The sequence below is a fragment of the Tychonema sp. LEGE 06208 genome (assembly GCF_015207505.1).
Lineage (GTDB): Bacteria > Cyanobacteriota > Cyanobacteriia > Cyanobacteriales > Microcoleaceae > Microcoleus.
Map to the genome: position 1 here is coordinate 1 of NZ_JADEWT010000109.1, position 22056 is coordinate 22056.

Below are 22056 nucleotides of genomic sequence, written 5' to 3' on the forward strand. Positions count from 1 at the left end.
GATATTGAACACGATTTTAGTGCCTTAAAGCGAGCCAGAATGTATGCTCCTGCTGGCACATCTTTAGATGAACTTATCTGTGCCTACTGCGCTCAATAGTGTCTCTTTTTTATTTGAAATGACTATATCAATTATGGTGTGAGCAGTTGTTTTTGGGTGCTGATGGCATCAAAGGCGAACACAACACCTTTGAGTGACATCTGCTCAATAAAAGCAGGGATTGCCGTGATTTCATGCGTTTTTGAATCTACATCGCCAGAAATCCACGATTTCCGGCAGCAACACCTAAGGTAAACAAGGCGGTGTCACAGTGCTTGATGATGGCGTTTTCCTGCTCTTCGACGGGTATTGGGTAGGTCTGCAAAGGCTTCGACAATGGCAATTTGAGACATCACATATCCTGTGAATGACTACGATAGTTTATTATCATATCAGCTACTCAATCTGAATGAAATAGCCCTGCTGGTATACTATGTAAACCTTGCGTGAGTTTTGATCGCAAATTTGGTGACAAAGGAGGCTGTTCTATGGTTCGATCGCACAAACGTCAAGCTGTCATCGCTTTAGTCGCAGCTTTGGGCACAATCATCGGAAATTTAGTGTTTCCAGGGCTGAATGTAGCCCCGGCATTGGCCGAGGCCAAATTTCAGGATGTCACAAACCATTGGGCCCAAGGCTGCATTGAGGAATTAGCCGATAAAAAAATCATCAGCGGCTACTACGAAGACGGCAGTTTTCGCCCGAACCGCCCAGTCAGCCGCGCTGAGTTTGCGGCAATGCTGCGTAGGGCTTTTCCCGATGCAAAAACCGTTCGCAATCCGATCAACTTTGCAGATATTCCCACGAACTACTGGGGTTATAAACCAATTCGAGAAGCTTATCAGACGGGTTTTTTGTCCGGTTACAGCGGCAGTATTTTTAACCCGACTCTGAACATTCCCCGCTGGCAGGTTTTGGTAGCTTTAAGCAGCGGCTTGAAATATACGCCTACAGGTTCAGCCGCTGAAATTTTGGATGCGACTTTTGAAGATGCGCCAGACATTCCAGAATTGGCAAGAAATGCGATCGCCGCCGCCGCAGAAAAACAACTTGTAGTCAATTATCCCGCCGTCAAACAGCTAGAACCTACGCGCAATGCAACCCGCGCCGAAGTAGCAACTTTCTTGTGTCAGGCGATCGCCAAACCCGGACAAACAGCCTTAGTTCCCTCGCAATACATCGCCCAAGTCCCAACGAATGTCGGCCCGGCGAGAACCACAGAAACCTCGGAATCTGGGAATATTAGGGCAGAAGTTTCTTTCGTCAAAGAAGGAGAAAATGCCAAAAATATCCGCATCAAAATTATCCGAGAGGGTCAAACTTTATTAGACGAACCAGTGCTAATTCCGACTCGTTCTCTAGTAGACAATCCCGATAAAAAAGCCAACGATGAAGTATCAGAAGGGCGTTTGTTATCGGTGCGAATCCGCGATTTTGACGGCGACAAAGAACCAGAAGTGCTGGCAGATTTAGTCTCAATCAATAGCGGTGTCCGCTGCTGCAATTATTCGTTTATTTACCGCTACGACTCAGCAGCTAAAAAATACACTCACATCAAGCATTTTTGGGGCAATGTCAGCTACGAAATTGTCGATTTTGGCAAAAATGATATCCCGGAGTTCAAGAGTCTAGACGGGCGATTTGCAGAGGCTTTTACAAATTATGCGGATTCTCGGTTGCCGCTGCAAATTTGGCAGTACCGCCAAGGTAAAATGGAAGATGTTACTAAGCAGTATCCCGTGGAAGTATACACAAATTCTGCTGAACTGTGGCTGGAATCTAGGAAGCGATCGAGCGAAGATGCAGAGGTAAAAGGGGTGTTGGCTGCTTTCATGGCCAGCAAGTATGTTGCGGGCCAGGAGGCCGAAGGTTGGCAATTGTTGGACAAAGTTTATCAAGGGCGCGATCGCAATCAATTCTTTGCGAAATTGCGCGAGTTTTTGGTGAGTACGGGATATGGGAGTAAGTAGATAAAGAACCCCCTAAATCCCCTTTTAAAAGGGGAGTAGGGTTTGAGGTTGAACGACTCATGTTTTCGCATTAAGGAAGGGAACTTTCAAGACTTTCTCCCCAGGAAGGTAACACTCGAAAGTTCCGCCAACATCACGACGGCGATATTCTACGCTAATGCTATCTGAGGGGTGATTTTCGGCAAAGGTTTTTACCTGGGACTTTTTGAGAATACAAACATTAAGAATTAAATAATTTTCCAAAAACTTTATGAATAAATACCAAAATTAGTTGCTGTTTGAGAAGTTGAGCTAAAATAAGTATAAAATATCCCACATAAAATCCCTGAAAATGGTATATCCACCTGCACCTTGGAATTTGCAAGGTTATGCTGTTCAGACTTTACAATTAATAGATGTGGCACGGGTGCGTCCCTTGGTTCCATCTGAGTTAGAAATAGTCTCTGTATTGCCAGGAAAAACCCTAGGTGGAGTTTATATATCCTCCTACGGATTGGGTTCCGTGATGGAGTACAATGAGTTAATTGTCGTAAGCGCGATCGCCAATTATGCAGGAAAATGGGGCGCTTGGATTTCCCACATCTACGTAGACAACCCTCACTCGGTAGCCGGCGGGCGCGAAATTTGGGGACTTCCTAAAGAATTAGCTCAATTTAGTTGGGAAGGCAACGATTCGGTAAAAGCAACACCGCTAGGCTACCGAGTTACAGTTAGCCAAGCAAACCGTCAACTGTGCAGTCTCAATTACAGTCAACAAAGTTTAGCGCTACCTGTACCTTTTAGCGGAAATGTTTTCAGCACCGATCGCAGCAATTTGCTACTATTCAAAGGAGAATTTCAGTCTCGAATCGGTTTGATTAAAGGTAAATTAGAAGTAACTGAAGAAAGTCATTTTGCTAGTTTAAACTTAGGTCAGCCCTTGCTTACAGTGGCCTGTGAAGATATGCGTTTAATGGCCGGTGCGCCGGAAGTTGTGGGAAACATAGCTGCTGAATTCAATTATTAGCTGAAAATTGGTATTGAGCTGCAATTCCCGCTTTACGCAGGAATTGCAGGTCAATATTAAATCAACCTTTTGCAGCATTAAAAGCGTTGATGCAGTATGTTCGCAAAAAAAACCGGTTTCTGATTGCTCGTGCTGATTGTACTGAAATTAAATCAATTCCGGTTGCACTCCTCATGATGTTAACAGTTAACAGTTAACAGTCAACAGTCAACATTCAACATTCAACAGTCAACAGTCAACAGTCAACAGTGAATTTACTACTCCGATGAAGAGAGGATTTGATATTAAATTCCAGCCCCTGAAGCGGCTTCAGCACCCATTTCTAAAACTGTACCGCGCAGGAAATCAATTTGCTGCTGAAAATCCATGCCCTTAATCTTTGCTAATAAAGCATTTCCAGCTTCGGGAAGTTTGTAGTCGGAAGGTACGGGAATAATGGTTCCTTCGTCCATTCCTACTGCCAGGAAGTACCAAAAAGCCAGCTTGGTTTCAGGGCTCAATGAGCCGTACATCCGGCTGATTTCAGTATTGGTTTTTGAGGCAATGTCGCGCATTACTTGCAGTTGTTCTTCCTTGGGCAGCGCCTTGACTTGCTCGAACAAACCCTCAGCAATTTCGGAACCGGCAGCACCCGGAGCCGCTGGCGTGATTGACTTGCCCATTTCGGTGTAAACAAACCACAGCAAACCTAATTGATCGTCTACATTCAAGCTCTGCATATCGGCTTTTCCTTGGTCGTAGGCGCTGGTAGTAGAAAATGTCATTTCAGTCTCCAAAATAATATGTATTGCTCTGTTTGTTGATAGCAAAAACTTTTTTTGCTACTCAATAAAAGTTAGCAAATAAATAGGGAGGCTAGAATCTTGCGGAAGGTAGAGATGAACCCCGACAGTAATTGGTGGTGGCGGCTCCGAAGGTGGTAGGAAGTTTACAACTAAAGGATGATGCGGTGGGTCTCAGGTCAATGAGATTGAGAGCGTCAAGTTCGATCGATCGCAATTCAGTTTTTGTTCATTTTTGAGTACCTAAGTGCGATCGCTCGAACATTTTTTGCCGTTGGAGCGAATACGATATTATTCCCAAAAAAATAGGCTGGCACACAGCCAGCCTAGAATCAGGAGAATTTTAATTGAAACTTGTTGAAATTCTAGCTAAACAAACCCGAAATACCGCCGACTGCTATTGCTCCAGCCAGAGCCGAAACAACCACAGAAGTTAGAGCCGTACCGAACAGCCACCAAGCAGCAGTTGCTGCAGCTTCCCGCGCATCTTCTGCTTGCTGCTTGGTCTTTTTCTTGATATCTTTAATGCGTTTTTTGGCTTGCTCTTGCAGGCGTTCCGAGCGCGACAGCACGCTGTCCCTGGCTCCTTCAATTTGGTCGATAATTTTGTTAGCTTGGTCTTCTGAAATATCGGAGCGAGAGCTAATTACTGCGACTAAAGTACCGCGATCGAATTCGCCTAAACGCTCTTTAATCGCGTCAAATCCGGCCTGCGGGTCGTCAAATACTTTGCGGAAGTCTCGTTTGATGCTTTCGTAGTTGAGTTCTGGTCGATCGAGCGAATTGAGGTAATCCCGAATTTTCGCGAAAATACCGTCAATTGCTGACTGAAACTTGTCTTGCACCATTTGAAGTTGTTCGACAAATTCGTTGCGGACTGATTCGATACGATCAGCAATTTGGTTGGCTTCCTCTTCGGAGATGTCTTCCCGCTGCGACAGCAAGGCTACCAGCGTACCGCGATCGAAGTGCTTCAGGCGATCGCCCAAACTTTGCATCCCCATTCCCGGCTCGCTAAACAACAACTGCAAATCGCGTTTGATACCTTCGGGATTGAGTTCTTCCTTGTTGGTATTCTGCAAGTAATTTTCCAAACTTCCTTGGAAATCCTTGACAGTTTTTTGAGCGCGAGATGCCAAACGGCGGGGCGATTTCACGATGCTGCGAATCGAATCTTGCACGCGGTCGATCGTCCGATTGATTTGTTCTTCGCTCAAATCTTCCCGCTGCGAAAGCAACTTGACCAAGGTTTCGCGATCGACCTGAGACAGCCTTTCCCGCAGCGCCAAAGCGCCTTCTTTCGGATTTTCAAACAATTTGGTCAAATCCCGATTCAGACCTTCAGGATCGAGTTCTTCCAGGTTGGTATTCCGTAGGTACTCACCAATTTTGCCAGTAACTTCCTCGTACTGTTCCTTAGCTTTATCCGCCACTATCTGCGGTGCGTGGACAATGTTGTCGCGCACGGATTCGATTTTGTCGATCGCCCCATTTATCTGTTCTTCGTTGAGGTCTTGGCGCTGCGACAGCAGTTGCACCAGCGTATCGCGGTCGAATTGAGATAAGCGTTCTCTCAGCGCTTTCAATCCCGCTTCCGGGTCGCTTAACAGCGTTTGAAACTCGCGCTCGATCGCTTCAGGATTGAGTTCTTCCTTATTAGTATTGCGGAGATACTCTTCTACCTTTTGCCGCAATTCTTGCGCTTTCGATTTCGCTTGCTCTTGCAATTCTTGAGCTTTGGAAATTACTTGATCGCGCGAACTTTCCAGCCGCCCGATTAACTGATCTGCTTCTTCTGGGCTGAAATCCTCCCGCTGACCGAGCAATTGTACCAAAGTATCGCGGTCAAATTGCGACAGGCGATCGCGCAAAGCCTCAAAACCAGCATCGCGATCGTCCAACAGCGCTTGGAAGTCCTTCTCGATACCTTCTGGATTCAATTCTTCCTTACCAGTCGATCGCAAATAATTCTCAATCCGGCTGCGTAAATCTTGAGATTGTTCCTCACCAGCAGCATCTCGAACAATTCCCAAAACTTCTTGACGGACACCTTCAAGCTGTTCGGCAATTTCCGTCGCCTGTTCCTGACTAAACCCCTCGCGGCGGCCCAAAATCCCTACAAAATATTCAGGATTAAACATCTCTAACTGGCGCAAAACTGCCCCCGGAGAAGCTTCGGGATCGTAAATAACATCCCTAAATTCCTGCTTGATAGTTTCTCGGTTGAGATGCCAAGGTTGAGTATTAAGCAAGTAATTTTCCACATCAGCCTTAGCTGTATTGAAAGGCAGCGCAGGCAATTTATCGCCCACCTTCTCGCTCAAAGACTTAGCTTTTTCCTTTCCTTTTGCAGTTAGTTGCTGCAACTGACCAGAAATTTTTTCAACATCCAAATCCGACAAATCAGTCCGCGACAAAACCGTGCCCACCAGAGCTTCCACACCCAACTGCATCGCCCGGTTCATGCCCCCGCTGGACTCCGATTTGTTGTCCCGATTTTCCAGAATTTGAGACAATTTAGCGTTGAGTTCGTCAGACTTCAGCAAATCGGGAGCCGCAAATTTAAGAAAATCAACTAACTCTAAATTCGGGTCTTTCTTTTCTTGCTGCTTGCCAAATGTTTGCTTCCAAACGCCTTCGAGTTGGTTAGCAACTTGATTTATTTCTTCTTGAGAAAAATCACTGCGACTGCTAATTAAATCCACAAAAGTTTGGCGGTTAACATTCTTTAAAACATCGGTTCCCGCCAGAGATTTGATATCGGCATCCCCCAGCAACTTTTCAAATTGACCGCGAATTTCCTTGACATCTAGCTTCGGCAACTGCAAAGAACCCACATAATCTTGCAGTGTTTCGCGAATGCTCTCCGGGTCTACAGCCGAGCTCAATTCACGGCGGACAGCAGCCACAGATGCTTCCACAGTATTGACCATTTGGTCGCCCGCCATCTTGCCGCCGATCGCTGAACCGGCAGTACCCATAACGCCTTGAATGCCTGAAAAAGCAGTTTTTATCAAGGAACCAATCATGGAGCCGACGGCGCTAGAACCCAGCCATACCAGGGTTAAAAAGTACGCCGACCAAATGACTACACCAATAATTGCCGCGCCGTCTACCGAGGCAATTGAAGTTAGTTTGACCGCCAGAAAACAAGCTAAAAATAAAGCCAGGTTAACTGTGACTAAAATCCAACCTCCAACTAGACCTTCAGTCTTCCGAATTTTAGTGCCAAAACTTTCGGAATCGTCATCATCATCGGGTAAAGCGTCGTCCCAATTAGATATTTTGGCGGCAATCGAGAAATTTGTTAACAGGAATTGGAAGCCGAAAGCCATAATGACTCCGGCGATTAATGCCACGAAAAACTGAGGACTTAGAAACATCAGCCCTGCGACATCCGGGTGCTGGAACGGGACATCTCTTTGCACCGGCATTTGGGCAATATTGAATTTGGGACTGTACAGCGACATTAATAACTCGCTTTCAAACATAAATTACCTCCTAAATTTTGATGCCGAATCAGGCATATTGAAATTGGCCCCTAACATTTAACTAGGGGAATGGACACTTTTTTGATGGTGGTTTTTTTCGTCAGGCTTTATCTTAAGGAAGCCCTAATTCGTAAAATAAGGATGAATAGTAAATCAGTTCTTTAGTTATGTCATCCTTACTGCTGATTATGGCTCTGGAAGCGGAAAAATAAATCCCTCTAAAGTCAGAAATGAGTTGATTTGCGAGGAGTAGCCGTAGAGTTCGCCCAAAAAATGCAGGTTTGAGGCGGGGGCGACAGCTAGTAATTATCACAGGGGCCGTCAAGACTTTTTATGTAATTAATAGGGCGTGGTTACTTAATAAAGTGCGATGTGGCGCACCCTACATATCGTAGAGTGCGCTGTCTTTTTAGGATTCCGTTTGATTTTTGGGAGCAAAACGAGCTAGTAATTCCGGGCGTTCGAGCTGCATACTCAGTCGCGTGCTTTCAAGAGGTTCTAGTTGAATCAAAGGCTCAATTATTTGGGCTAATTCTTCATCGATTTCGCCAAATCTTACTTGTAATATACTCTCAATAATCTCGCGTTTACCTTGCTGAAAACCTTGCTGAAAACCTTGCTGGATACCTTGCTGAAAACCTTGCTGGATACCTTGCTGAAAATATTGCTCGATACCTCGCTGAATACCTTGCTCGATACCTCGCTGAGTTGCTTCTTCCAGCCGTTGTAAATAGAGCGGTGACAGTTCCATAATTAACTCCCGATTTTCTCGATATATAATAAATATTAAAGTGATATTTAGCGCCCCCTACAGATTGTAGAGCGCGCTGATGAGTTAGGATTCCGTTTGATTTTTGGGAGCAAAACGAGCTAGTAATTCCGGGCGTTCGAGCTGCCTAATCAGTCGCGCGCGATCGAGACTTTCTAGTTTAATCAAAGGCTCGATTATCTGGGCTAATTCTTCATCAATCTCGCCAAATTTCACTTGTAGCATACTCTCAACTATCAAGCGTTGACTGCGCTGGATACCTTCTTGGATACCTTCTTGGATACCTTGCTGTATACCTTCTTGGATACCTTCTTGGATACCTTGCTGGATACCTCGTTGAGTTGCATCTTCAAGCCGTTGCAAATAGAGGGGTGACAGTTCCATAATTAACTCCCGATCTTCTCGATCTATGTCTTGACGGACTTCTAAAATCGTTCGCAAGTTGTACAACAATTCTAACGCGCTCAACCGAAAGAAATTATCTGAGGGTAATTCTCTCAATTCGGCAATAGCTTGCTTTTGCACGTTTCCCTTCCCCAAAATCCTCAGCCACAGCGTTTCGGGAGTGCGGGGCAGTTGGTGAATGGCAATAATTGCTGCTTTCAGAGACGGACTCAGAAAATAAACTCCATTTACCCAATTTTCGGGTTCGGGAATCGCTCCAAATCCAGCTAACATAACGTCGGAAACCGTCGGCGACAGTATCCAGAGTTGGGGCAAGTCTGCCTCTGCAATCCTGCTATTATCTCTGGCTGCGACTCGTTCATATTCGGCGTGGACATCAAATAGTTTGCCCAAACAACTGCGAATTTCTCCGGTTTGAACAGGACTGCGGAATGGTTCCAATACAGCGGGTTTTGCTGCGATTTGACCCAAAATGCCGAGGGCTGTTGCTTCGACTTCAGGTTCCGATTTGGGGGCAAAAAAAACGTCAACCTGCCTTACTTCTCCAGCAATGTCGAGGCTGGTTTCGACTTTGCCCAGAGGGGTTAATAGTTCTTTGAGATACTGTTTTGCGAATTGGTCGTGAATAAATCTAGTCATGAGAATTGTCAGCTATCAAGTGTTTAAAAACCTCGCGACTACTCATCTATTCGCTACTTGTTACCAAGCTATACCAGGTAATGCAGATCGGGAGGCTCGGCCTCCATTGTTACAGCGGAGGCTCTGCTTCTGGAAAATTTCATGCTCTGGCTGGGAACCAGTTAAACCAGTTAAAAACAGTTAAATCTGCTCGTCAAAATTATCAGATATCAACTGTTTAAAACTCTCGCCATCAACTATCAATTATCAACTATCAACCATCAACTGTCAACTTTTGGCAGCATTTACCCTCGCAGTTGCGTCGGCTGCGAATACACCCGTATTCCTCGAAACGTTGACTGTGTTTGCGAACAGTAGGATAGGCCAGTAAATATAAGGGAATTCCGATTATTTTGTAAAGCAATCGACCAGCAGAACAATATCCCAAATTTCGCTTAAATTAGGTTCTTGAACAAATTCTCCTATTTCATCTTTTAAGGCAAGCCACTGAGATTGCACAGTAGGAGAGTGACAATTATCAAATACTGCCATACCTTTTTCGTAGTTTTGCCAAATTTTATTCATATATTTAATCAAATCCGCCTCACGTCTGATAATATCAGAAGTTAATCTGAGATTACAATCATCCGGTCTTTTAAGGAAATCAGCTATGCGACTCTCTCAAATGCTTTTTGTCACCCTGCGGGAAGACCCTGCAGAAGCAGAAATTCCCAGCCACAAACTATTACTCCGTGCGGGATACATCCGGCGCATCGGTAGCGGAATTTACGCTTATCTGCCTTTGATGTGGCGAGTTCTCAAAAAAGTTTCTCAAATTGTGCGGGAAGAAATGGATGCTACCGGCGCTCAAGAATGTCTCCTCCCGCAATTGCAACCTGCTGATTTGTGGCGGGAATCCGGTCGCTGGGATACCTACACTCAAGCTGAAGGTATCATGTTTTCTCTCACAGACCGTCGCGATACTGAGTTGGGATTGGGCCCAACTCACGAAGAGGTAATTACTACAATTGCTAAGGATATGGTTCGTTCCTATCGGCAGTTGCCTTTGCATCTCTATCAAATTCAAACTAAGTTTCGCGATGAAATTCGCCCGCGTTTTGGGTTGATGCGCGGTCGCGAGTTTATTATGAAAGATGGCTATTCTTTTCACACTAGCGAAGAAAGTTTGAAAAAAACTTATCAGGATATGGATCGAGCCTACAGCAATATGCTGCGCCGATCGGGCTTGGAATTCCGAGCAGTAGATGCCGATTCTGGTGCAATTGGTGGATCTGGTTCTCAAGAGTTTATGGTGCTGGCAGAAGCGGGTGAGGATGAAGTTCTTTATACTGAAGACGGTCAGTATGCTGCTAATGTGGAGAAGGCTGTATCGATTCCTGCTGATGCGGAACCGTCGCCCTTTGCAACTTTTGAAAAGCGGGAAACGCCGGGAACTGACACAATTGATAAACTGGGCAAGTTTTTGAAGTGTTCTCCGACGCAAGTTGTCAAAAATGTGCTGTATCAGGCTGTTTATGACAGCGGTATTACAGTTTTGGTATTGGTAAGTATTCGCGGCGACCAAGATGTGAATCAGGTAAAGTTGCTGAATGAATTGACGAAGTTAGCACCAAATTATCAAGCTAAAACTGTTTTATTTTTGACGGTTCCTGATGCGGAAGCTCAGGGGAAATGGGCGGCTAAATCTTTGCCTCTGGGTTATATGGCTCCGGATCTTGCTGATGATTATATCGCTGGGAGCAAGGAGGTAAATTCTAAGTTTTTGCGTTTGGTCGATCGCACTGCTGTCGATCTAACCAACTTTGTCACTGGTTCTAACGAGTCAGGATACCACGTTGTGGGAGCTAATTGGAATAAAGAATTTCCGCTACCTGCAACGGTTGTGGGTGTCAGAACGGCCAAAAAGGGCGATCGGGCGGTGCACAATCCGGAACAAACCTTGCAAAGCGCCAGAGGTATCGAAGTCGGCCACATCTTCCAATTAGGAACCAAATACTCGCAAGCAATGGGCGCCACCTACACCAGCGAACAAGGGGAAGAAATGCCTTTAATAATGGGCTGCTACGGTGTCGGCGTGTCGCGGCTGGCTCAATCTGCCGTAGAACAATCCTACGACAAAGACGGGATCATCTGGCCAGTGGCGATCGCGCCGTATCACGCCATCATTAGCATCCCCAACATTTCCGACGCCCAACAAGTAGAAGTCGCCGAAAAACTCTACGCAGAACTCAATCAATCTGGCATTGAAACCCTACTAGATGACCGAGACGAACGAGCCGGAGTTAAATTTAAAGATGCTGATTTAATCGGCATTCCCTATCGCATTGTTCCCGGTCGTTCCCTGAAATCGGGTAAAGTTGAAATTGTGGAAAGAGCAACTCACAAATCCCATGAAATTCTCATTGAGGAAGTTAATGCTACTTTGAAAGAGTGGATTGATGCCGCCATCAAATAAGTTTTTATAACGGTAAGGTGCGCGGCGCGCACCTTGCATTATCCCAAAATATCAGTTGTTATGCGTTTAAATTTTATGTCAAAAAACAATCAAACCATAAGTGTATGGGTTTGATCTGCATCCTGAATGTGCAGCTAGCAAGGTGCACAGCCTGCACCATAAATTAACGAGTAATAAGGTGCGATATGAATCTGAATATAAGTCAGTTTCTTCGATTCCCTCAATCCCGAATTTGGCGCTACTTAGCCCAAGTAACTGTCCTTGCGATCGCTTACGCCGTGGGGGCGAGACTAGCATTTGCAATTCAAGGTGTCAATCCCTTTGCTTCCTCGGTGTGGCCCCCCGCAGGAATTGCCCAAGCTGGACTTTTATTGTTTGGCATAAAAGTCTGGCCTGCGATTGTTTTGGGTATATTTATACTCAATTTTGTTAACCCAACTGAACAGATATTAGCGGTTTGGCTGGGAGGAAATATTGGTGCTATTCTGCAAGCTGTTTTTGCAGCAACTGTGCTGCGGCGGCTGGGGTTTCGTCCCTCTCTAGAACGTTTGAAAGATGTAGTTAATTTAATCTTGTTTGGCGGTCTAATTTCTACTCAAATCAGTTGTACTATCGGCGCGCTTTCCATATATTTGGCTGGGAAAGTAGATTTGTCAGAATATTGGTCGCTTCGGTGGAATTGGTGGTTGGGTGACGCAATGGGAGTTTTGATTTTGACTCCCTTAATCCTGATATTTTTTCGTCCTCAAGTAACCGCCTATCGTTTAAAAATACAAACACATCTTCCGAAAAATTATTTAATTTGGCGGGGAGTATGGTTGGTGTTATTAATTGGGGTAAGCTGGCTGGTCTTTGTATCGAAAAATGACACTTCTATTTCTCGCTATCCCCTTGAATATTTGCCGTTTCCTTTGATAATTTGGGCGGCGCTCCAATTCGGTCAGCGGGCCGCTGTTCTGGCATCGTTAGTTGTCTCAAGTATCGCAATTTTAGGCAGTTCTAATGGAGGTGGCCCGTTTATAGCCAAAGCAGAAAATATTAATCAGGCTATTTTATTTTTACAAGCTTTTATGGCTGTAGTTACGATTACTTCGCTGTTATTGGCAGCGACGGTAGCCGAACGCGCAGCCGCCGAAAATTCTCTGCGTGAAAGTGAAATTAAATATCGAGAGTTAGTTGAGAATGCTAATAGTATTATTGTCAAATTAGAGCCCAACGGTAAAATTATTTTTTTTAATGAGTTTGCCGAAATATTGTTTGGCTACAATCAGGAAGAAATCCTGGGGAAAAATGCAGTGGGAACAATTCTTCCCCAAACCGACGACGAAGGGAATAACTTAGAGTTGGTTTATAATGAAATTTTACAAAATCCCGATCGCTTTACTAACTATGAAAATGAGAATATCCGGCGTGACGGATCTCGCATTTGGGTATCTTGGGCAAATAAACCGCTGTTTGATGCAGCGGGAGAACTCCAGGGTATCCTCTGCATCGGCACAGATATCACCGATCGCCGCAACGCCGAAATAGCCTTACAAAAGTTGAATGAAAAGCTGGAAATACGAGTAGAAGAGCGGACAAATGCCCTGAAACAAAGCGAACTTCAGCTACAGAAACAGAAATCGGCATTAATTGATTTAGCCAAAAATAAAGCGCTGAATCAAGGGGACTTAACCAAAGCACTTGAAGAAATTACTGAGACTGCTAGCCGTACTCTGGAAGTTGCGCGATCGAGTGTCTGGTTGTACGATCGCCCTAAATCTAAGATGGAGTGCTTAGATTTGTTCGATCGCACCGCCAACCAGCACTCAAAGGGTATGGAATTAGCAGAAGCAGACTATCCTGTCTATTTTCACACACTTCAAGAAGAACGAGCAATTGCTGCTTTTGACGCGCAAAAAGATTTCAGAACTAGAGAATTTGTGCAAGATTACCTAATTCCGTTGGGCATCACTTCCATGCTAGACACGCCGATTCAAATAGGCGGAGAAACAGCAGGAGTTCTCTGTTTGGAACACGTAGGAATGCCGCGCTATTGGACTATTGAAGAACAAAGTTTCGCTGTTTCTCTAACAGACTCTGTAACTTTTGCAGTAGAAGCGCGGGAACGCCAGCGCGCTGAAGCAGCGCTGCGGCAAGCTGAGGCCAAATACCGCAGCATTTTTGAAAATGCGATCGTCGGCATCTTTCAAACTACTCCCGATGGGGAATATCTCAGCGTCAATCCTGCTTTGATTCGCATTTATGGTTACAGTTCCTGCGAGGAGTTGATGGCAAATTTAACTGATATTAATCGCCAGCTATATGTCGATCAAGAACAGCGCGCTGAAGTCATAGATTTAATGCGAATCAACGGCAAAGTATCGGATTTAGAATCTCAAGTTTACCGTCAAGATGGCAGTATAATTTGGACTGCCGAAAATGCTTATACTGTCTGCGACATACATGGAAATTTGCTTTATTACGAAGGTACTGTTGAAGATATCACAACTCGCAAAGAAGCTGAGGCAGCTTTGCGCTTAGAACAAGAAAAATCCGATCGCCTCCTGCTCAACGTGTTACCACAAGCGATCGCCGAAAGACTCAAACAAGACCAAAGCATCATCGCCGATACTTTTGCCGAAGTAACAGTATTGTTTGCCGATATAGTCGGTTTTACCCAAATTAGTTCCCAAATTTCTCCACCGGAATTAGTTTCCTTGCTTAACGACATTTTTTCTACCTTCGATCGCCTAGCCCAAAAGCACGGATTGGAAAAAATTAAGACCATTGGTGACGCTTATATGGTAGTTGGAGGGCTGCCCCTGCCCCGCAGCGATCATGCAGAGGCGATCGCCCAAATGGCCCTGGATATGCAGCAGGCAATTATTGATTTCAGCCACACCCAAAATCAAGATGTCAGCATCAGAATCGGCATCAACAGCGGCCCAGTTGTCGCGGGAGTCATCGGGATTAAAAAATTCATCTACGATTTGTGGGGAGACACCGTTAACACCGCTTCTCGCATGGAATCCCACGGCTTACCTGGGTGCATTCAAGTCACTTCTGCAACTTATGATATATTGCAGTACAAGTATGTATTTGAAAGTCGCGGCGCGATCGAAGTTAAAGGCAAAGGTGAAATGAACACTTATTTTCTCACAGGCATTAAGTTGTAAAATAAGGAAGAAGGAAGAAGGAAGAGGAAATAAGGAAGAGCAAAAAAAAATGGGGAAAAGGAATAAATAATGTTTAGCTCATATTTATGCAATTAATTAGATCCTAATCGTCTTGGCTGTGGGCATAGCCAGTTAAAAATATAAAGCTCAGTATGAACCAAAACAAAAATCTGTTGCTGCGATTTGCTCAATCTATAAATTGGCAATACTTAGCAAAAATAGCTGCCATTGCCTTTGCTTACGCTTTAGGAGCAAAAATAGCAGTTTCAATCCCCGGCGTAAATAAATTAGCTACCTGCGTCTGGCCGCCCGCAGGAATTGCACAAGCTGCACTTTTATTATTTGGTCGGCGAGTTTGGCCGGGAATAGCTTTAGGCGTATTTTTTTACGAAACTATTAACCTTAATGTGTCTTTAACACTTGCAACAATTAGTGCTTTTTGTGCTTGTTTGCAAGCTTTATGCGCCTTTATTTTGCTGCAAAAGCTCAACTTTCGCCCCTCACTTGAGCGGCTAATCGATGTAGTCAATTTAGTCTTTTGCGGTGCTGTAGTTGCCACTCAAATTAACTCCACTCTCGGCACGCTGCGCCTCGGTGTAACTGGTTTAATTGAGTGGAGCGAATATTGGCAAGTTCGCTGGAATTGGTATCTTGGAGATACATTGGGAGTTGTAATTTTTACTCCCCTGCTGCTGATTATATACCAAAAACAAGCCACACGCCATCCACAAAATACAGGCAGTCAAACAATTGTAAATCGAATCAGTGCCGGAATATGCCTGCTGTTATTAGTAACAGTCAGTTGGCTCGTCTACAACTCAAAAAGTGAAAGTAATCTCTCCGGGTATCCCCTCGAATACTTGCCATTTCCCTTGGTAATTTGGGCAACCATTCAATTCGGTCAGATCGGGGCTGTTTTAGCATCTTTCATTGTATCCTGTATCGCCATTTGGGGCGGTTCTCAGGGAGGTGGCCCTTTTATTGCCAAAGCGGACAATATTAATCAGGCTATCTTGTTTTTGCAGGCTTTTATGAGCGTAATTGTAGTTACATCACTGCTGTTGGCTGCCACTGTAGCCGAACGCGCATCAGCAGAGGATTCGCTGCGGCAAAGTGAAATTAAGTATCGGGAATTAGTCGAAAATGCTAACAGCATTATTTTAAAAATAGATACGGAAGGAAATATTACTTTTTTTAACGAGTTTGCACAGAAGTTTTTCGGTTACGACGAAAAAGAGATAATTGGCAAACACGCAGTGGGAACAATTATTCCCGAGATAGATACAAAAGGAAATGACTTGGGAGCAAAGTTGAGAGATATTTTGCAAAACCCAGAACAATACACGCGAAATGAAAATGAAAGTATGCGGCGCAGCGGCGAGCTGGTTTGGGTATCGTGGGCAAATAAACCGCTGTTTGACGCGGCAGGAAAGTTCGCGGGAATGCTGGGAATCGGTACGGATATCACAGAGCGCAGGCGAGCTGAAATGGCGCTTTACAAACTCAATGAAGAGTTAGAATTTAGAGTTGAAGAACGAACTAATGCTCTCAATGATACTTTAAGTGCACTGCGGGTTCAACAGGAACAATCAGAACGGTTGCTGTTAAATATTTTGCCGGAAGAAATAGCCAATCGGTTGAAGCGGGGAGATAGTACGATCGCAGATACTTTTGCTGATGTTACGGTCTTATTTGCGGACATAGTAGGTTTTACTCAATTGAGTTCGCGAGTTTCTCCTACAGAATTAGTTGCTTTGCTCAATGACATTTTTTCGACTTTTGATAACCTAGCAGAAAGGCACGGTTTGGAAAAAATTAAGACGATTGGTGACGCTTATATGGTAGTAGGAGGGCTGCCAATTCCTCGCCCGGATTGCACAGAGGCGATCGCAGAAATGGCTTTGGATATGCAGCAGGCAATTATTGACTTCAGCGATACCCAAAATCAAGATGTTAGCATCAGAATCGGCATCAACACTGGCCCGGTTGTCGCCGGAGTCATCGGGATTAAAAAATTTATCTACGATTTGTGGGGAGATACCGTTAACACTGCTTCCCGCATGGAATCTCACGGTGTGCCGGGAAGCATTCACGTCACCTCTGCAACTTATGAGCGATTGCGAGGAAAGTATGTATTTGAAAGTCGCGGCGCGATCGAAGTTAAAGGCAAAGGTGAAATGACTACTTATTTACTGAAATGCCGAAAATAGGTTTAATCAAGGTTTGTAATCGGGACTTTAGTTTTTTCTTTTCTGATTCGTGGAGAAAAAGTGAAGTTCTTACTAGGAAGGCTTTTTTTGTAAAAGTAAGGGCGATCGCACTTTTAATTTTATACGATCGCCCTTTGCTCAATTAGCAAGGTTATTTAAAGCTTGTAAAGGTTAATTCCAGCTTTCTTAGCCATAATTTCCAAACCCTTGTGTTCCAAGGTTTTAATTGCCTTCGTAGAAAGGTGCAATCTTACCCAGCGCTTTTCCTGCGGCCACCAAATCCGCTTCCACTGTAAATTTGCGTCTTGCAACTTGTGAGTGCGGTGGTGCGAGTGAGAAACCGCAAAACCGTTATTCGCCTTCTTCCCCGTTAACTGACATTTCCGTGACATATTGCCCTCCAGACTACTTGTTTGTGATGCAGCCTTTTATTATAGAGCAAGGACTAGGCGCGCAATGCGCGCCACACTTGCAAGATTACATTGCACGTTCAGTTAATTTTGTCAAGACATTGTTCGATCGCTCGACAAACTCTTTCATCCCCTCAGCATCGAAACCCTTCTGGGCCATCAGAGCCAAGTCATAAACGTGGTGACAAATCATACTCGCCAACTGCGCCGACGGAGACTCGCCACCGTCTTGAATAATCGCACCCTGACTCAAATTCGCCAGATTTTGAATCAGCGGGTGAGACGTATTCACCAGCAAAACGTGTTCTTCGGGGAATTCCGCTGCTTGCTGCTGTAACAGCGCCGTCATATCCCGCATCCGGCGCAAAGCTTCCGGTAAAAGGACGATCGCAGGTGGCGCACCCTCCGTAGAGTCAGACTTCAAAGCTTCGGTGCGGATGTTCACTTTCGGCTTGTTGAGAGCATTTTGGAACATTTCTTTAACTTGTTCGCTGCGAGTTTTATTGGTCGCCGGATCGACAATTTCCGCTTCTTTTTCTTTATCAATTAGCGTTTCGTCAATGTCCGAATCAACCCGCAAGAATTTAACATCAGAATATTCTCGTTCCAAGAAACTGATAAAGTGCGTGTCGATGAAAGAATCCATAAACAGCACTTCTAAACCTTGGCTTTTGTGCAGGGCGACGTAAGTTGCTTGAGACGCAGGTTCCGTACAGTAAAACACGCGATTTTCGTGACGTGTTTGATTGCGTTCCAAATACTCTTTCAGTGTCGTGTAAGGCAGTGTCGAAGCGGAACTATCCGATTTGGGAGTTACATCTTGCCACAAATCTCCGTCCTCTGTTTGCACCTGCACTTCTGGGGTTGTAGTTTCTGGCTTGTCCGCTGTTGGCTCGTAGGTGCTGCGGTAGATTAAGATATCTTCGACTTGCTTTTTGAACTTGTCATCGTTAAGAGCTCCAAACTTGACAAAAGTTCCGATATCTTGCCAGCAGCGGATGTATTCCGATCGGTCGTCGCGGTAAAGTTCCTTCAGGCGATCGCCTACTTTTTTCGCAATATAGTCAGCGATTCTCCGCACGGTGCGATTGCTTTGCAAAGAACTGCGAGAAACGTTCAGCGGAATATCGGTACTGTCAATGACTCCCCGCAGCGGCATCAAAAATTTCGGGATAATTTCTTCGCAGTGGTCGCTGACAAAAACCTGATTGCAGAATAGCTTAATGTTGCCTTGGGTAACATCAACATCCGGCCGCAATTTGGGGAAGAAAAGAATGCCGTTGACAATAAAAGGATAGTCTGTATTCAGGTGTACCCAAAGCAGCGGCTCGTCTTGGAACGGGTAAAGGTAGCGGTACAGTTCCAAGTAATCTTCTTTTTGCAAATTGCTGGCTGATTCCCGCCAGATTGCTTTGTGTTTGTTGAGTTCTTCTCCCTCAAATTTGATGGGAACCGGCATGAAATCGCAGTAGGTTTTGATTAACTGCTTGATGCGGCTGGCTTCTACATATTCCTGTTCTTCATCTTGGAGAGTGAGAGTAATTGTAGTACCGCGTTCGGTGCGGCTAGATTCTGATAGTTCAAAAGCGGGGGAACCGTCGCAAGACCAATGTACTGCTTGGGAACCTTCTTTGTAGGAAAGAGTGTCAATGTCTACTTTCTTGGCAACCATGAAAGAAGAGTAGAAACCGAGTCCAAAGTGACCGATAATTGCGTCGTCGCCGCTGCCTTGGTATTTTTGAATAAATTCTTCGGCGCTGGAAAAAGCGACTTGGTTGATGTATTTTTTAACTTCGTCGGCGGTCATGCCGATGCCGTTATCGGAAATTGAGAGAGTTTTGTTTTCTGTGTCAATGGCAATGTTGATTTGCGGTTCGCCAATATCGCCGCTATATTCGCCGGAACGGGAAACCATTTTGAGTTTGGCAATGGCATCGACGGCGTTAGAAATTAGTTCCCGCAAGAAGACTTCGTGGTCGGTGTATAGCGACTTCTTGATAATCGGGAAAATATTCTCGGTATGGATAGAGATTGTTCCCTGTTCTAAAACTGTCATAGTTCTTCGCTAGGTATTTTTTAAGAGTCATTCGTCATTCGTCATTAGTCAGTAGTTATCGGTTATTAGTTATTTGTTATTAGTTATGAGTTATTAGTTAACTATCAACTATCAACGTATAGGGCCCGCACGGGGCACTGCCCCTACCAACTGACAACAGCCAACTGACAACAGCCAACTGACAACAGCCAACTGACTAATGACTATTTATTGATTTTGGGCGATCGCGCTATCTTTTGCAAAAGGGATTACCCTAAAAAGATGATTCGGTTTCCCTCACATAGTAGCTTAGAAAGGCAACCGCAGGACAAAGGTGCTGCCAAAACCCACTTCGCTGCGGGCGCTGAGGCTGCCGCGGTGGGCCGTAACGATCGCCTGCGCGATCGCCAATCCGAGTCCCGATCCGCCGGTATGGCGCGATCGAGATCTGTTGACTCGGTAAAATCGATCGAATATGCGCGGTAAATCTGCCGCCGGTATCCCAATACCGGTATCTTGCACCTGAATTATCGCCTCCTGGTGAGTGCAATCTAAAACCGCTGTGACTTTTCCCCCAGGCGGAGTGTATTGAATGGCATTGACAATTAAATTCGTAACTAAACGGTAAAGTCGATCGGCATCTCCGACGACATTCAACGGCTGCTGTACGCGGATTTCGGAGGTTAGCGCTACCTCGGAGGATTTCGCCAAAGCCGCCAATTCCTCGACTAAATCATTCACCAAGTCATTCAAACAACAAAGCTGAGGGCGATCGGATCTCACCTGAGAGTCCATCCGCGCCAACAGCAACAAATCAGCCACTAACTGAGTCAATCGTCGGTTTTGGCGATCGATTGTTCGCAAAATTTCCCGCACTTCTTTTTCATCCAATTCTGGCATCAACAGCGCCGATTCTACAGTTGCTTGAGATGCTGCTAGAGGAGTTCGCAATTCGTGGGCAGCATCCGCCGTAAACTGTTCGATTTGTCGGTAAGAATGATAAATCGGTTTCATCGCTAATCCGGCGAGCCACCAACTCGAAAAACCGACTAAAATCAGCGCTGTCGGCAATCCCAACTTCAAAATTAATTTGACTGCCATGAGATAATCCTTGAAGTCTTGCAAGCTGCGTCCAACTTGAAAATATCCCCAATCTTGCTGTGTTCTTGTGTGCAGCGATACAGATATTTGGTGATAAATATTGCCTTGGATATCAGCGATTTGTTGCCAGTGTTGCGAGTTAAATGTCGGCGGCAATGCTTCGGGATAGGCGCCTGCTGTAGCAATCAAATTCCCTGCATTGTCAAATAAACGAATATAATAATAACTTTGATTCAGCGCGCTTAAAATATGGCGGTTGGGCAACTGTTCTTTCCTGCCGTTAACTCCAATTACGCGGAGGTTTGGCAAAAGTTCATTGACGGTTGGTTCTAGTCGTCCGGGCTGCTGCAGCTTGATTTCTAGGCTGTCGTGCAGCGTCCCCGCTACCGATTCTAATTCGCGGTCAATGGCGATCCAGTGCGCGTGGGCGATCGCCTTATATACGCAAAATCCCAACAAGCTTAAAATCAAACCCATTACTGCGGCATAGGAAATGGCTAATTGCGATCGAGTTCGATTAAATAGTTTGTTTTGATTCACATTAAGTTCAATTAATTTTAATATTTAACAAGGTATCTTGTCGGGGCAGGTTTACTCCAAATTTTAGCAAAAAACAAACAAGCTCAAAAACCTGCCCCCACCAAACAATCAATTTATATCTCTCCCCTTTTCATCCGATATCCAACACCGTAGACAGTTTCAATTAAATTCGCGCAACCAACTGATTCGAGTTTGCGCCGCAGCAAGCGCACTTGAGCGGCTACTACATTGCTAAAAGAATCTGCGCTTGCTTCCCATATCTGATTCCTAATTTGGTCGGTAGTGACAATTTGGTTCGGATGTTTCATCAAATATTCTAGCAGTTGAAATTCTTTGTTAGTCAGCGAAATATTCTGATGTTTCCCGTGGGAATCGAGATAAAAAACAGTGCGACTTCCGCAATCTAAGGCTAGATTGCCGATTTGTAGCTGTTGGGGCTGAATTTGGGGCGATCGCCTTTGCAGGGCCCGCAACCTTGCTAACATTTCCGCCATCCCGAAGGGCTTGACTAAATAATCGTCAGCCCCGGCATCCAATCCCGCGACTTTATCTTCCATCCTGTCTTTTGCTGTCAGCATCAAAACTGGCAAAAAACAATTTCTTTCGCGCAATTTTTGCAGCAGTTCTATTCCCGATAATCCCGGAAGCAACCAGTCAAAAATAGCTAAGGTGTATTGCATCCAATGACTCTCTAAATATTCCCAAGCTTCCTTGCCGTCTTGCGCCCAATCAACTATATATTTTTCCTGCTTTAAGGTGCGTTCGATCGCTTTTCCTAAATCTGGCTCGTCTTCAACTAGCAAAACTCTCATAATATTAATTTACAGCAGTAAATTTGTATACATTGTTAGATCAAATCCTCTATTCATCGGCATAGTAAATTCACTGTTAACATTATGTATGAGTGCAACCGGAATTGATAAGCTGTTGCTCATATAGATTGTGTATGGCGATTGAGGGTCCGATGGGGATCAGGGGAGAGGGGGAGAGAATTTGACGATTTTTGATTGTCATCAAAATATACAATGTTTATTTGCACAACAGCT

15 protein-coding genes and 1 pseudogene are annotated in these 22056 nt (G+C 44.8%); 6 read left to right on the top strand and 10 right to left on the bottom strand.

Translation table 11 applies throughout. From position 1 onward, the window contains the following. Together IQ263_RS22700 and IQ263_RS22705 are read left to right on the top strand one after the other, a co-directional pair. Positions 1-99: pseudogene (locus IQ263_RS22700) on the top strand (IS630 family transposase); the annotation flags it as partial. Between the two features lie 428 nt (positions 100-527). Then, positions 528-2009 (top strand): S-layer homology domain-containing protein, encoded by a 1482-nt coding sequence (locus tag IQ263_RS22705; protein WP_194070437.1) that lies wholly within the window; start codon positions 528-530, stop codon positions 2007-2009. Positions 2010-2066: 57 nt separating this feature from the next. On the opposite strand, the gene IQ263_RS22710 is transcribed toward IQ263_RS22705, so the two are convergent. Further along, entirely contained in the window at positions 2067-2252 is a 186-nt protein-coding gene (locus IQ263_RS22710) for a hypothetical protein (protein WP_194070438.1), read from the bottom strand. An 88-nt stretch (positions 2253-2340) separates the two neighbouring features. Between IQ263_RS22710 and IQ263_RS22715 the strand changes: the two genes are divergently transcribed. Then, positions 2341-3015, top strand: coding sequence for an acetoacetate decarboxylase family protein (locus IQ263_RS22715; RefSeq protein WP_194070439.1), 675 nt, complete (start codon positions 2341-2343; stop codon positions 3013-3015). A 284-nt stretch (positions 3016-3299) separates the two neighbouring features. Here IQ263_RS22715 and IQ263_RS22720 read toward each other — a convergent pair whose 3' ends face one another. From IQ263_RS22720 to IQ263_RS28845, 5 genes are all read right to left on the bottom strand, one after another. Next, entirely contained in the window at positions 3300-3779 is a 480-nt protein-coding gene (locus tag IQ263_RS22720; RefSeq protein ID WP_194070440.1) for an orange carotenoid protein N-terminal domain-containing protein, read from the bottom strand. 383 nt (positions 3780-4162) lie between these two features. After that, positions 4163-7288, bottom strand: a complete 3126-nt coding sequence (locus IQ263_RS22725) for an MFS transporter (RefSeq protein WP_194070441.1) — start codon at positions 7286-7288, stop codon at positions 4163-4165. 409 nt (positions 7289-7697) lie between these two features. Next, positions 7698-8039, bottom strand: coding sequence for a hypothetical protein (locus tag IQ263_RS22730; RefSeq protein ID WP_228050282.1), 342 nt, complete (start codon positions 8037-8039; stop codon positions 7698-7700). Between the two features lie 84 nt (positions 8040-8123). After that, positions 8124-9101, bottom strand: coding sequence for an RpnC/YadD family protein (locus IQ263_RS22735; protein WP_194070442.1), 978 nt, complete (start codon positions 9099-9101; stop codon positions 8124-8126). Between the two features lie 387 nt (positions 9102-9488). Then, complete coding sequence (locus IQ263_RS28845; RefSeq protein ID WP_228050283.1) at positions 9489-9665, bottom strand: hypothetical protein; 177 nt, start codon at positions 9663-9665, stop codon at positions 9489-9491. A gap of 85 nt (positions 9666-9750) precedes the next feature. On the opposite strand from IQ263_RS28845, the gene proS reads away from it, so the two are divergent. The 3 genes from proS to IQ263_RS22755 all read left to right on the top strand — a co-directional run bounded on the left by proS (position 9751) and on the right by IQ263_RS22755 (position 16924). Next, positions 9751-11556 carry a proline--tRNA ligase gene (gene proS, locus IQ263_RS22745; protein WP_194070443.1) on the top strand — a complete coding sequence of 602 codons (1806 nt, stop codon included), beginning with the start codon at positions 9751-9753 and terminating at the stop codon, positions 11554-11556. Between the two features lie 185 nt (positions 11557-11741). Continuing rightward, positions 11742-14714, top strand: coding sequence for an adenylate/guanylate cyclase domain-containing protein (locus tag IQ263_RS22750; protein WP_194070444.1), 2973 nt, complete (start codon positions 11742-11744; stop codon positions 14712-14714). Between the two features lie 152 nt (positions 14715-14866). After that, positions 14867-16924 (top strand): adenylate/guanylate cyclase domain-containing protein, encoded by a 2058-nt coding sequence (locus IQ263_RS22755; RefSeq protein ID WP_194070445.1) that lies wholly within the window; start codon positions 14867-14869, stop codon positions 16922-16924. Between the two features lie 155 nt (positions 16925-17079). Here IQ263_RS22755 and rpmB read toward each other — a convergent pair whose 3' ends face one another. From rpmB to rppA, 4 genes are all read right to left on the bottom strand, one after another. After that, the gene (gene rpmB / locus IQ263_RS22760) at positions 17080-17316 is read right to left on the bottom strand and encodes a 50S ribosomal protein L28 (protein WP_194011072.1); all 237 of its coding nucleotides are present in this window, start codon (positions 17314-17316) and stop codon (positions 17080-17082) included. Positions 17317-17401: 85 nt separating this feature from the next. Then, the gene (gene htpG, locus IQ263_RS22765; RefSeq protein ID WP_194070446.1) at positions 17402-19390 is read right to left on the bottom strand and encodes a molecular chaperone HtpG; all 1989 of its coding nucleotides are present in this window, start codon (positions 19388-19390) and stop codon (positions 17402-17404) included. Between the two features lie 288 nt (positions 19391-19678). Next, positions 19679-21010 (bottom strand): two-component system sensor histidine kinase RppB, encoded by a 1332-nt coding sequence (gene rppB / locus IQ263_RS22770; RefSeq protein ID WP_194070447.1) that lies wholly within the window; start codon positions 21008-21010, stop codon positions 19679-19681. 113 nt (positions 21011-21123) lie between these two features. Then, positions 21124-21822, bottom strand: coding sequence for a two-component system response regulator RppA (gene rppA, locus IQ263_RS22775; protein WP_194070448.1), 699 nt, complete (start codon positions 21820-21822; stop codon positions 21124-21126). Positions 21823-22056 lie beyond the last annotated feature (234 nt).